Raw genomic sequence first — 12,919 nt, 5'->3', positions numbered from 1 at the left:
TTATAGGGAAAATAAGCACTTAATGACCCCGAATAGGAACATTAAAATACTAATGTACAAGTCAGACATAAAGTCCTAAACTGGTTACATTTAGAGCAAATAGTGCCCTAAAGTACCTTATTTGAGCCTTTATGAATGACTGTAAAAACGCCCTCAGCCTACGCAGAAGAAATTGGCACGCGCCTAAAGCAGGCCCGCCTTAACCGCGACCTTACTCAGGCAGATGTAGCCAGATTGGCTGGCGTGGCGCGTAAAACGGTGATCAACGCCGAGAAAGGCAAAGCTCAATTAGAGGTATTGATCGCCATTCTCATGGCGTTGGACTTAACCAGCCAACTAGAACTTTTTATCCCCACTCAAGAAATATCGCCACTGCAACTGGCAAAACTGCAGGGTAAAAAACGACAGCGGGCCTCTGGTAAGCGCACAGACGCAAACGAGGAGCCGCCAGCGTGGTAATGGAAGCCGTTAATGTAACCTACCAAGGCAGCCAAGTTGGTGCAGTCAGCTTTAATACCGACACAGGCCAGGGCGCCTTTGAATATGCACCCAGCTTTGTGGAAAAGGGCCTTCAGCTTTCGCCGATAAAAATGCCCTTGGCCCAGCGTATTTATAGTTTTCCCGAATTAAACTTCCGCACCTTCAAAGGCCTACCTGGCCTTATTGCCGATTCTCTACCCGATGATTTTGGCAACGCCGTTCTCAACGCCTGGGTGGCAGAGCAAGGCCGTTCGCCCAGCGATATTACGCCTTTGCAAAGGCTGCAATACACGGGCAAACGCGGCATGGGCGCTTTAGAATTTGCCCCGGCCACACAAGTGCGCGGCCTAAATGCATCCCAGCAGGTAGAAATCCAATCATTGGTGACCATCGCGCAAGAAATTTTGAACTCGCGCGGCAAGTTCGACATAACACTGAAACGCCACGGCCAATCAGACCGTGAAGCCATGATGGCATTGTTATCGGTAGGTATGAGTGCCGGAGGTGCTAGGCCAAAGGCCGTACTGGCCTTCAACCAAGATTTTACCCAAGTACGCTCTGGCCAAACCTCAGTGCCGGAGGGCTTTACCCACCATTTAATGAAGTTCGACGGTGTAAGCGAACACAACCAAAACCAAGAAACCTTTGGCGACCCACTGGGTTACGGCGCTATGGAATACGTATACCACCTACTCGCCAAAAACTGCGGCATAGATATGATGCCCTGCCACCTGCTACCCGAGGGCAACCGGCGCCACTTTATTACCCAGCGTTTTGACCGCATAAAAAATAAAAAGCGACACATACAAACGCTGAACGGCATAGCCCACGTGGATTACAAGAAACCGGGCTCGTTTTCATACGCAGAGCTGTTTGGCGTGGCCCGGCAATTAAAACTGGCCGCCCCAGATGCCGAGCAATTATTAAAGCGGCTGGTGTTTAACATAGTTGCCCGCAACCACGACGACCACGCCAAAAACTTTACTTTTGTACTAAAAAACAAAACCTGGGCACTGGCCCCAGCCTACGACCTAGCCTACAGCTACAAACCCGGCAGCCAATGGGTAAACAGCCACTGGATGAGCCTGCACGGGAAGCGAGACGACTTCACCCGAGCGGATTTCTACAGCCTAGAAAAACTAAGCCCGCTGTTTAGCAAACGAAAAATCGATAGCATTATCGACGAAACTATTGAGCACGTTGCCAAATGGCAACAACTGGCCAAACAGTGGGAAGTGCCCCGAGCTTTAATCGAGGAGGTTGCGGGTAATCTTAGATTGAGAATTTGATTTTATAGCTAACGTCCAGTTGGTAAATAAATTTCTTCCCAAAGTCACCAAGAGGTTTCCGCCTACTCTTGGCGATGTTATTAGTTCAGTCGCTGACGAATTTGGTAGTTTATTAAGGTGAGTGCCTTTGGGTTCGGTTCTCTCCAGATTGCAACCTATTGCACAGTAGCTGCATACAGCTATATGGCGCTATTTACGATTGCAGTCCTCCATCGTGACTTGACCGTAACTTGACACCCATACCCCTTAAGGTCGATTTTTTTTATAACTTTACTATTAAATTTCAAAAGCTTCTTAAGCCAACCCTTTGTGGCAAGGCTTCCACTGCTTGACAGGTCCACAATGAGCTTTCTCATATTGGAATTACACTTGGAATCGGCTGACAGCATATCCTCCACTATGTCTACAGTGTTGTCGTTAAAGTCATGCCTATAGATTTTAACGGTAGCATCGTCACCAATTACGGCAACAATCAGATGGTAGAGATTGTCTTTTTCTAATTTAGTCAGCATATTAAATTCCGCTTAGCAAATTAAGATATTTACTTTGATCAAAATTGGACCCAGAGAGCATAAAGATGTGTTCCGTCATTGTTTGATCCACTAAAAATGACACGCATGAATTCGAACCGCATGCAGTGTAAATCAGTTTATTCCCATTCTTAGACTTAGTTACTGCCGGATTTTCTAGCATTCTTTTGGTTTCTTCCCATGAGTTGCTGAAGAGGCTAGCGTATGGCTCCTGCAAATCGTCTGTAGACTTTAAGCCCAATGAAAACTCTGGGTATTCTGCCAAATTAAAACCTGGAGGAAGTGATTCAATTTCTTCATCAATTATTAAGCCGGACAAAACACTACCATCTGAAAATCGAACTGAAATAGAATCCGACTGAAAAAAAACCGCCCCGTTTAGATCGCGATGAGGAATCTGAACTTTAAAAAAAGGGCTGTAGGAAATAACAGTTGCAGGCGCAGTTGCACAACCATGCAACATAGAAATTAAAACCAATATAATTATGTATTTCATTGGACATCCCTTTCAGAAATAAACGGTATAATACCATGTTGCTTTTTCAGTTAGTTAGAGACTTAGATCACACAACTTTTGTTTGTGTATTACGGTTTTGTGAGACGTTAAACATCCCAAGCGTGAAACGCCATCTCCCGCAAAATCTCATCAGAGTATTACGCAAAAGTGTCGCAAGCCATCCTATAGCCTTCGCAATATAAATAGGCCGAATAATATAAATGATGTTTGAGGGGAAGGAACGACGCGCGCCGACAAAAAGCGTGAAGCGCGTCTCATTACTGAGAGGAAATCGGTATTAATACTTGCAATGTGGCGCATTGATTTGCTTTTGCGCCCTCTTTATGGACGGCCGCAGGCTCGGGAACGTCATCCCATTTGATAAGCTTGTCAAAAGTCTAACAAGACTCCTGGCTCACCACTTGCCGCCTAACGGGCTCGATCGAGAAGACAATAATAGTCATCACTAACCGGGCACACATTCAAACACCATCGGAGCGAGCTTTCCAACGCACAAATCAGTTAGAAGATAACAAATTGAGCCTACAGGGCGACAAGACTCTGCACTCTCAGCTCTTACTAACATGCATGTCTTGGTTAATTCTACCAGCAATAATTAATGGCAGATGCGGGCGCAACGAATTTTTCGAGGTTGTTTTCATTGCTCAAACCTCGCTATGTGCGAGTGGTTCAGCTTGGCCAGAATATGCTCACCCGCCGTGGTGCCCTCAAATAGAGGTGGGTTTTGCTCACTCACACAACTGGGCAGTGGCTCTACCCAGGTGTCGTCGTCAGGGTCGACAAAAAAGGCGATGGAATAGCGTGATCGTACGCCGGAAACCGGTTGAACCCGATGCAAGGTGGATTGAAAGCGGCCGTTGGTCCAACGCTCTAACAGGTCGCCACAGTTCACCAGAACCGCTTGGGCCATGGGTGTGGCATTTTGCCACTGCTGCTGTTTATCCAGCACCTGCAAACCACCTACGTCATCTTGGAACAACAAGGTCAGGAAACCGTAATCAGTATGCGCACCGGCGCCCAGTTGCTTGTCGCTCACCCCACCCGGCGGCACAGGAGGATAATGTAATAAACGAAGCGATATATTTTCACCCCGATGCTTGCGGGTGAAGAAATCTTCATTAACTCCTAACTGCAACGCAATCACTCGCTGTACCGCGTAAGCGGCTGCCAGAGCATTTTTATATAAGGCGAGCATAGCTTGCTTAAATTCAGCACCTGGCCAGCGCTCATCGGCAAAGCTCTGCTGAAGAATGTTGCGCATAGTGAAGGTTTCTTTGATATCCGCAGGCGCGGTTGGGTCGAGGTTTTCTTCCTGCAGCCCCTGATAACCGAAGTTTTCTGCGGCATTGCGGTAGCGGTAGCCTGCTTTTTCGTCCGCCGAGCGTGAAAAAAATTGCTGTGATTGTTGCAAGGCGTTACGCAACACCGCTTCATCAATGCCAACGTTGACGAGTTGTAAAAAGCCCACATTACTCAACGCGTCTTCTAATTCTGCTGGCGCCGTGCTGAGGTTACTAAAATCGATGGTTGGAACAGCCATAACCTGACTCCTGAAGAAAAATTCAGACAATAATTGAATTTATGCTATAGATCTTTCAGGCAGGTTAATCGGCCCAGTAAGCTTGGCACCAATGGAAGTGGCCAAAACTGGAGGGTTTTAGGCACAGCATGCGTAGACCGCGCAAACCTTTGTTTGAAAGTAGCAGCACTGCAAGCGCTATGAAAAGTGACGAGTTAACCGCCCAAGCCGAAGCACAACCAAGCCCTGGCACTGCATGGCCAGTGGCAAGGTTGTTGTGGGTAACGTCATCGTGCATGTTTGGGCCTGGCAACAACGCGATGTTGCGGTTTTGTATTCGTTTACGCCCGATGTGTGAAATGATTCTAGCGGTTAGTAAAACCACGGATTAATCCACCTAGGCGATGAGACAAAGTAAAGAGCCAAAGTATATTAATTGTACAACTCAGGATTAGCAATAGGCGATTTTTCGCACAACCCAACAAAAGTAGTTCTCTCTGGCCTGCCCTACTATTTATTGGACTATCTGGAATTTCTTGATTGGACCGGGCGGCTAATTCGTGACGATAACCGCGGAACTGTAGATGCAAACCAGCCTCCGATTCTGGACCGGCTATGCATTGAGACCGATCAGTGACTGGATCTGGCCCAACAGTTTTAATCAAAATTTAAAAGTTTGGTGGGCTGTGGCCATCGGTTTAAAATGGCGGCGCAGTTATTGGGCTTCACTCGAACATCTGGTATGGCTGCCTGCCAAAGCGCATTTCCATAACGCTAAGAATTAAATCAACTATAGAATTTACGCTTATCATAGAATGGACGGGCGTCGACTTATCTCGAATCTGGAGAGCAGCCCAATCAAAACAAACACAATCTGAGCTTGCTTACCAACGCTAACATCATTTAGAAGATAACAAATTACGCCTAAAGGGCGACAATACGCTGCACTCTCAGCTCTCACTAACGTACATTTCCTGCTTAGCTGAGATCTTACTAACGTACGTGTCCTGTTAAGTTCGGCTTTTTAGCCTGCGTTGCAGTGGTGTGCTTTGGTTACATCAGGTTGGTATGTCTCTTAAATATTACTAGAAAGGGCCCGCAACTGGGCCAAGACAGATGAACACACTTGGTTAGAAACTTTACCATAGCGCATGACACAATTTTCATCCGCGCACTGTGCTTTTGGAAGACATTGGTTATCCTTGTCGTAACAATCATCCACATTGAAGAGATGGAGCGTTTCGTGTAGCTGGGTGGCTAAGCTCGCTGACGGGGTTGAATATGCGACCGAGATTGGCCCAGCTAACCAACACCCCCAATCTGCGACCCCCACCTCTTGTTTACTATATGCATGATATTTAGATCCCTCATTAGAGGTGACAAGTACCAAAGGAATGTAATCCAGGTTATGATCATCCACGTAATGATACACCAAAGAATTAATATCAGTTATTCCATCCCACTGGTTAAAAGCGACTGCCAATTCTTCGTCAACCGGGGCTATATCAATAGCACCTAAGCCGGCCTTAGAAAGGATTCGTCTTAGCTCAACCGCCCACTCGCTCGCTAAAGTATTCTCATCAGCTTCATAAAAAAATAACTTCATTAAATTCCCTTATTTATTAAGATTAAATATTACTGAACTCCATGTACGGGTTAATTCGCTTACGAAGGATCACAACAGGACCAAGATTTCATCGAAATTCAATATTCTCCATACAACTTCTATTTTATCCAGTATAAAGCAACAATTTTAGTCTCCCCAAAGTACTAAGCTTGCAACTTGCTTTTATTCCTCCAAGAGAAACAGAACTCATCCCCAAAGCCAAGCAATGCGATAAACATAAAATAACGACACTTGGCTATCAAATGAATTGCTAGCAGTATTAATAAACGCAATAACCGGACATGCACTCAAAAACCGAACCCAACCATTTGAAAGACTTAACACGAGGTAAGCCAAATCCAACACTGAAGTATTAAACCTATAGGACTATAGTGTAAAAGCGAGTAAATAAAAACTCCGCAGCAATCAAATTGACCACGAAAGCCTTGCTATATGCGAACCCAAACGTTATAACCCCCTTCTCACTCTTTGCGAAGATAAACGCGGTGATATAGACGCAAACCAGCCTCCGATTCTGGATCGGCTATGCATTGAGACCGATCAGTGGCTGGATACGACCTAAAGGTTTGAATCAAGATTCAAAAGCTTGGCGGGCTGTGGCCATCGGTTGAAAATGGCGGCGCAGTTGTTGGGCTTCACTCGAACGCCTGGTATGGCTGCCTGCCAAAGTGCATTTACGTAAATCTGAGAATCAAATTAATTATAGAATTTACGCTTATCATCGAATAGGCGGGCGCCGACTTGTCTCAAATCTGGCGAGAAGCTCAAATTATCGTAACTAACCCCGCCCGAGCGAGCTTTCCAACGCTAAAACCATTTAGAAGATAACAAATTGAGCCTAGCGGGCGATAATACGCAGCATTCTCAGCTCGTACTAACGTGCGTGTCGTGTTTAGCTCCTGCTAACGTGTATGTCCTTTTTAGTTACCAGTCGCCATCCGATGTCAGGCCTGCTATTTGCCAGTCAACACCTTAATAAAATTTATCTAGAAAGCTTGCCTTTTAACTCAATTACGAACAACATACGCCCTGTTCGTAATTAATACCAAACAATGAATCGGTCCGGGACGATGAGCTCTACTTTGTTAAACGAGTATACTCACAAGTTTCCTGCAGTAAGAGGAATGCAAGCGGGTAGACCATGTTACATAGCGATGTGCCCAATGAGGCTTATACCCAAATTATTTGTCTTCGATGAAGACGTTGTACCACCCGAGTTACGCGCACAACGGAGATTAAATGAAAGTAGAGTACCAGACATAACCCACTATCTAGTTGAAAATCCCCGCTCTTATACACTCTCGGCGATTACAGCCTCTATTGATGGTTCCGTTATTTTCGAAACTGTGGCGGACACAGGCCCAGCAATCAACCTTGGATTGCTCTCGATTGGAATGGACACCCAGATTCTGGTTAATGATGGTCAGCATCGTCGGAAAGCCATTGAGCAAGCAGTAAAGGAAGCCCATGAGTTAGGGCACGATAACATTCCTGTGCTGTTCTTCGTTGATGAAGGCTTAACCCGTAGTCAACAGATGTTTGCCGACTTAAACAAACACGCAGTAAGGCCCTCTGAGTCACTAAGCACGCTCTATGATCATAGAGATGATGCCTCAGCTCTCGCCAGATACGTATATGAATGTGTGCCTTGTTTCAAGGCCCTAACAGATCTTGAAAGCAGTAGCCTTTCCAAACGTAGTAGCAAGCTGTTTACCTTGAGCTCACTTAAACAAGCTTCAAAAGCTCTCCTAGGCAAGCGCGGGAAAGAGCGCATATCAGAGCCCGAAATGCTGGTCGCATCTGAGTACTGGGAAGCAGTTTGTAGTAACATGCTCGATTGGCAAGATGCACTCAATCGCAAGACCTCCACTTCAGACCTTCGCGAGCAATACATCCATGCCCACGGGATTGGACTCGGAGCCTTAGGAGAAGCAGGCTCGGACTTGCTTAGACAATTTCCAAACGATTGGAAAAAGAGGCTCTCACGTCTATCCACGATAGATTGGAGCCGATCAAATATTAAACAATGGCGGGGCAGAGCCATGGATAACCATGGCAAGATCAGCAAAACACGCAGCAGTACCATACTTACAGCCAATGTCATCCGTAGTGCACTTGGAGTATCACTCGATGCAGAACAGCAAAACATCGAAGATCAACTAAATTCATGAGCCAGAAAAAAACCCTTTACTCCAGCATGGACGAAATGCTGGAAGCGTCTGAATTTGCCGGCCGCCCGGCCCATGACCTTGTACGGGAAATACAGGAATTATACCTAGAGAATGAAAAGCCATGGGTCATCGGCTTTAGCGGTGGAAAAGATAGTACAACCGTTTTATCCCTTGTATATGTGGCGCTGACAGGCCTCCCAGCAACTAAACGCCACAAGCATATCTACGTGATTTCATCTGACACGCTAGTTGAAACACCCATGGTCGTCGACATGATCAACGACTCCATTGAGGCCATTAATAAAAACGCAGAACAACAGAGACTCCCCATCTCCGCCCATGTCGTGTATCCGGCGTGGAATGAGACCTTCTGGGTAAATCTCTTGGGCAAAGGCTATCCTGCGCCGACGCAGAACTTCCGTTGGTGCACTGAACGGATGAAAATCGATCCAGTTAGTGCCTTTATCAAAGATAAAATTGCCCGTTTTGGAGAGGTAATCGTTGTCCTAGGTGCCCGGAGCCAAGAAAGCTCCTCCCGCGCCCAAGTCATCGCTAAACATAAGATCGAAGGCTCTTCACTATCCCGTCACTCGTCACTACCTGGTGCATTTACCTATATGCCCATTGAGGACTGGACTTTCGATGAAGTGTGGATGTACCTGCTAGGTGCTCCCGCCCCCTGGGGTGGTGACCACTTCGAACTGTTCGAACTTTACAAAGACTCAAGTGCAGGTGAATGCCCCTTGGTGATAGATACCAACACACCATCCTGTGGTAACTCCCGGTTTGGCTGTTGGACTTGTACGGTCGTCACCAAAGACAGAGCCATTGAGGGGCTGATTAATTCAGGTGAAGTGTGGTTGAAGAAGCTAAAAAGCTTCCGCAACAAGCTCTTTAAAACTACGCTCCCAGAAAATAAGAACGAGTTTCGTAACTTTAAACGTCGCACCGGACGAATCCAGTATGCACGCGGCGCAATAGACAATGACAATATCGCCGAAATCAAAACGATTCCTGGACCTTATCTGCTTGAATACAGAAAGCAATGGCTGAAAGAGCTACTGACTATTGAGAAAAACCTCATAGCAGAAGGGCGTAAGATTCAGCTTATTCATCCGGAAGAGCTGCATGCCATTCGTAAAGAATGGATGTTCGATCCCAATGAGCCAGACTGGTCAGACGAACTGCCCAAAATCTACCACTCCGTATACGGCGAGGACTTAGACTGGGTCGAACACGATAGCGGAGCCTTCTCACAGGCAGACGCCGACCTCATTGATGAGCTTTCGGCTGAGAATGGTGTGCCCGCAGAATTGGTTATGAAGCTTCTGGAGCTTGAACTCTCCATGGACGGCCTTAGCCGCCGAAAAGGTTTGTTTAACAAAATTGAGAGCTTGCTCAAAAACGATTGGGGAAGCATGGAGGATATCCAAGCGGCCAAAGCTGCCGCGACCCACACGTCAGACTTTAAGAATAAACTGAAAAACGAGCTCAAAGCCGACAGTACAGATCTACACTTGAAATCTGTCTATGACGAACAACTCAAAGCTCTGACCAAAGAGTATGAGGCCCTAAGCTAATGATTTTAAAAAGCCTCTACTTGCAAGATTTTGGTGTTTTCCAAGGCAGTTTTGACGACAACCGTATCGATCTGGAGCCACGGGTGAAATACAACCGCAAGCGGCCCATCATACTTTTCGGTGGCTTGAATGGTGCGGGTAAAACAACAACGCTTACCGCTGTGCGACTTGCACTCTATGGCAAGCAGAGTCTTGGCCGTACCGTATCTGTACAGAACTACCACCAGTTTTTAGCGGATGCCATCCACAGACCTAAGGGGAAGGTTCTCGCACCTAATACTGCAGGAATAAAGCTAGACTTCAACTTTGGGCGTCAAGGCGAAGTTATCGACTATACCATCAAGCGCGTCTGGACCGTAAGCGGCAAGAGCGTATTTGAAAATGTCGAAATCAGCCAGAATGGCGAGCATCTCAAAGATCTGACCGACCAACAAAAACAGGCCTTCCTCAATGAGCTGATTCCCATTGGCGTGGCCGACCTGTTCTTCTTTGACGGAGAGAAGATCGCCGACCTCGCCGAAGATGACAACAACAGCGCGTTGGCGGATGCTATCAATCGACTTCTAGGCTTGGACATAATCGATCGACTAAAGGCAGATCTCGGTGTTTACTTGCGTGATCAGAAACGAGACAAGCTACCCTCTGCTATTCAAAAAGAGATGGAATCTCTCGAGAACCACTACCAATCTCTTTACTCCAAATATCAGTCTCAACTAGCCGATATCGAAGCCCTAAAGATTGAGTCGACCGAGCTCGAAGCAACAAAAGAGCGATTGAACCAGAACATCAATGATCTGGGAGGCGCCTGGGCCAGCAATAGGCAAGAGGCAGAAACCAAAGAACAAGCGTTGAGAGCCAGGCGGAATGAATTACAAGGGCAAATCAGAAATCTGATTGCAGATGCGGCCCCTCTAGCTTTGGCGAAAAATCAAATTACCAACCTGCTGAAGCAGCTGTCTGACGAACAACAAGCTAAACGCCAACTGGTGCTCCAGGTTGAGCTACATAAGCAGCTAACCAAAATTCAGAGCGCATTAATCAAGTCACTCGGAAAGGAGCACAAGAAGGCTATTGAAGCCTCCATCGGAGAAAGCTTACCCGCAGCAGCACCCATTGATACAGACATCATCCACGATATCTCTGATAGCGAATTCAACCACCTGAATCACCTAATTACCAAAGTTGTGCCAGAACAACAGGCCAAAGTGAAAACGCTCTCTAGCGAGCTTGAAGAAGTCGAAGAAGAATTAGCTAATATCGGCCTCAATATCTCACGAGCACCAGATGAACGTCGGATTTCTAACGTTGTTTCCGAGCTGGGCGAAATCGAAAACACCCTTGGACAGCGCCACACTGAGATCAAACAAAAAACTGAGGCAGCCAAAGCCACTCTGCGTGAGGCGATGGATAGCTTGCGCAAACTTCGAGACAAAGAGAAAGAGTTTGGTAACGTAACGAACCTGGATCAAGCGGTCACTTTAGCTGACCGTACCAGAGGTCTCTTGGAAAGCTTCTCTAGCAGAAGTCGCGAAACCAGGATCAATACCCTTGAGCAAGAGTTTATTAAGTCGTTTGCCAAACTAGCCCGTAAAGACGACCTGATGATTACCGCTAAAATTGACCCCGAAACCTTCAATGTTTCGCTCGTCGATGGCGCAGGCCAAATCATCGACAAGAAAAAGCTATCCGCAGGTGAGAAGCAGATCTACGCTATTGCCATGCTGGAAGCCCTCGGGCGCACCTCTGGCCGCAACCTGCCAATCATTATTGATACACCACTAGGCCGACTGGACTCACATCACCGAGAGAATCTGGTGAAAAACTACTTCCCCACCGCCAGCCATCAGGTATTGATCTTATCGACGGATACCGAGGTCGATGAAGACTTCTATAAAGAACTGTCACCAGAGATCTCACACGCTTTCGAGGTCGCTTACGATCCACAAGCAGGAAGTTCCGCATACTACGAAGGCTACTTCTGGCGGTACTAACCCTGGACAATATTCAAACTGAGAAAGTACAGAACAATACGAGAGATACCATGCTGCCGCAAAAAATGAAAGTTTCAGAAAAGGCCTTTAACTCACTGCGACGCCTGCAGAATAACACAGGCTTAACCGTGAATATCGGTGCTCGCTTGGCCTTCTTTGCTTCTATTGAACGTAGCTTCACATGGACTGGCGAAGATATCCAGCTTACTCAACGTGAACTGGATAAGTACACTTGGCTGGGCGACTACGGCGATGTGATAGAGATGCTACTAAAGCAGAAATATCCAAAGCTTGGAGCTAAGGATTATTATAAGGCTTGGGGCAGTCATGTAGATGATGGGGCGACTACTATTGAGGGAACCCCCAACATCACACGTCTAATTACCAGTGCATAATATCTGGATGTTCAGTTTGTGCCAGGTGCAAAGTGTTCAAGTATTGCGACATATCCAATGCTCTGCCCTCCCCACTATAGCTGCAATAATACTCACCAACTTTCTTCGAAAGAAAAGTACTAAGCAGCATCTGCATAGTTAACAATACAGCCCTTACTGCGGCATCGATGAAACAAAGATAACACTTGCTTGGTAGCTCACCTCCAAAAGAGTAATCTTCAGGAGATCTAAGTGAACTACCACCATGCGCAGCCTTATTTCTGACATCTCTCGCCAGATTAATTAATGAAGCCACATCCCACGACTCAGCAAATGGGTATATTTTTATCTTTTTCTTACCAAAGTCTTCATGTTTCAGATATAAATCAGATAGGTGTCTCCACATTTCTATAAAGCTTGGATGGACAGTTATATCTTTTTGCTGCAAAAACTTTCCAACTTTCACTCCTGGCCCTTCGTTTCCTGGAACAATTGAATCGATACCAATAGTCTCACATAACTGCTCAAACGCACTCCAAACGAATACCAAGCGTGATATTTTGAATGCAAACTTTTTGTAGTGAGATTTGTGTAATTTTTCGTACTCGTAGGCCCCCGAACACCATTGAACCGAGTTTGAGTATCTGGGGCTTATTTCTACGTCAGAAATGTCTGCGGACAATTCTAGCCAACTTAAAACCTCTAAAACACCTTGTGTGTCAACACCTGCAAATTCAAAATATTGCCCTTCAAAACAACCGAATTGAATGCAACACTTCAGGTTATATGCATGATCTGATGCCGAAGTAAACTTATACTTTGCTTTATGATCTTCCATAGC

Annotated in this window: 12 protein-coding genes; 6 read left to right on the top strand and 6 right to left on the bottom strand. The window is 46.2% G+C overall.

The genetic code is table 11. The features are described 5' to 3' along the window. Nucleotides 1–135 precede the first annotated feature (135 nt). Nucleotides 136–459 carry a helix-turn-helix domain-containing protein gene (locus tag ACGHM3_RS06485; protein ID WP_345427399.1) on the top strand — a complete coding sequence of 108 codons (324 nt, stop codon included), beginning with the start codon at nt 136–138 and terminating at the stop codon, nt 457–459. Beyond that, nucleotides 459–1,769 (top strand): type II toxin-antitoxin system HipA family toxin, encoded by a 1,311-nt coding sequence (locus ACGHM3_RS06480; RefSeq protein ID WP_345427398.1) that lies wholly within the window; start codon nt 459–461, stop codon nt 1,767–1,769. Before ACGHM3_RS06485 ends, ACGHM3_RS06480 begins: the two co-directional genes overlap by 1 nt. Nucleotides 1,770–1,948: 179 nt before the next feature. Here the strand turns inward: ACGHM3_RS06480 and ACGHM3_RS06475 are convergent, their stop codons facing one another. From ACGHM3_RS06475 to ACGHM3_RS06455, 5 genes are all read right to left on the bottom strand, one after another. Beyond that, on the bottom strand, nt 1,949–2,281 hold the full coding sequence (locus tag ACGHM3_RS06475; protein WP_345427396.1) for a hypothetical protein: 333 nt from the start codon (nt 2,279–2,281) through the stop codon (nt 1,949–1,951). Nucleotide 2,282: 1 nt separating this feature from the next. Beyond that, nucleotides 2,283–2,795: a hypothetical protein gene (locus ACGHM3_RS06470; protein ID WP_345427394.1), complete on the bottom strand. Its 513-nt coding sequence runs from the start codon at nt 2,793–2,795 to the stop codon at nt 2,283–2,285. A 658-nt stretch (nt 2,796–3,453) separates the two neighbouring features. Beyond that, complete coding sequence (locus ACGHM3_RS06465) at nt 3,454–4,356, bottom strand: 2OG-Fe(II) oxygenase family protein (RefSeq protein ID WP_345427392.1); 903 nt, start codon at nt 4,354–4,356, stop codon at nt 3,454–3,456. Nucleotides 4,357–4,420: 64 nt separating this feature from the next. Next, a complete protein-coding gene (locus ACGHM3_RS06460; protein WP_345427390.1) occupies nt 4,421–4,720 on the bottom strand; it encodes a hypothetical protein in 300 nt (99 codons plus the stop codon). Between the two features lie 690 nt (nt 4,721–5,410). Further along, the gene (locus ACGHM3_RS06455; RefSeq protein ID WP_345427386.1) at nt 5,411–5,941 is read right to left on the bottom strand and encodes a hypothetical protein; all 531 of its coding nucleotides are present in this window, start codon (nt 5,939–5,941) and stop codon (nt 5,411–5,413) included. A 1,073-nt stretch (nt 5,942–7,014) separates the two neighbouring features. Here ACGHM3_RS06455 and dndB point away from each other — a divergent pair. The 4 genes from dndB to dndE are packed head-to-tail and all read left to right on the top strand — an operon-like array spanning nt 7,015 to nt 12,099. Next, a complete protein-coding gene (gene dndB, locus ACGHM3_RS06450) occupies nt 7,015–8,133 on the top strand; it encodes a DNA sulfur modification protein DndB (protein ID WP_345427384.1) in 1,119 nt (372 codons plus the stop codon). Beyond that, entirely contained in the window at nt 8,130–9,713 is a 1,584-nt protein-coding gene (gene dndC / locus ACGHM3_RS06445) for a DNA phosphorothioation system sulfurtransferase DndC (protein ID WP_345427381.1), read from the top strand. The genes dndB and dndC overlap by 4 nt, the downstream gene beginning before the upstream one ends. Further along, complete coding sequence (gene dndD / locus ACGHM3_RS06440) at nt 9,713–11,704, top strand: DNA sulfur modification protein DndD (RefSeq protein ID WP_345427379.1); 1,992 nt, start codon at nt 9,713–9,715, stop codon at nt 11,702–11,704. Before dndC ends, dndD begins: the two co-directional genes overlap by 1 nt. 50 nt (nt 11,705–11,754) lie before the next feature. Next, the gene (gene dndE, locus ACGHM3_RS06435) at nt 11,755–12,099 is read left to right on the top strand and encodes a DNA sulfur modification protein DndE (RefSeq protein WP_345427377.1); all 345 of its coding nucleotides are present in this window, start codon (nt 11,755–11,757) and stop codon (nt 12,097–12,099) included. Here the strand turns inward: dndE and ACGHM3_RS06430 are convergent. Beyond that, nucleotides 12,086–12,916, bottom strand: a complete 831-nt coding sequence (locus ACGHM3_RS06430; RefSeq protein ID WP_345427375.1) for a hypothetical protein — start codon at nt 12,914–12,916, stop codon at nt 12,086–12,088. The two genes, dndE and ACGHM3_RS06430, sit on opposite strands and share 14 nt — an antisense overlap. Nucleotides 12,917–12,919 lie beyond the last annotated feature (3 nt).

Origin of the sequence: Halioxenophilus aromaticivorans, from assembly GCF_042850945.1 — a bacterium.
GTDB classification, from domain to species: domain Bacteria; phylum Pseudomonadota; class Gammaproteobacteria; order Pseudomonadales; family Cellvibrionaceae; genus Halioxenophilus; species Halioxenophilus aromaticivorans.
This window is presented reverse-complemented; position numbering and strand designations above follow the sequence as displayed.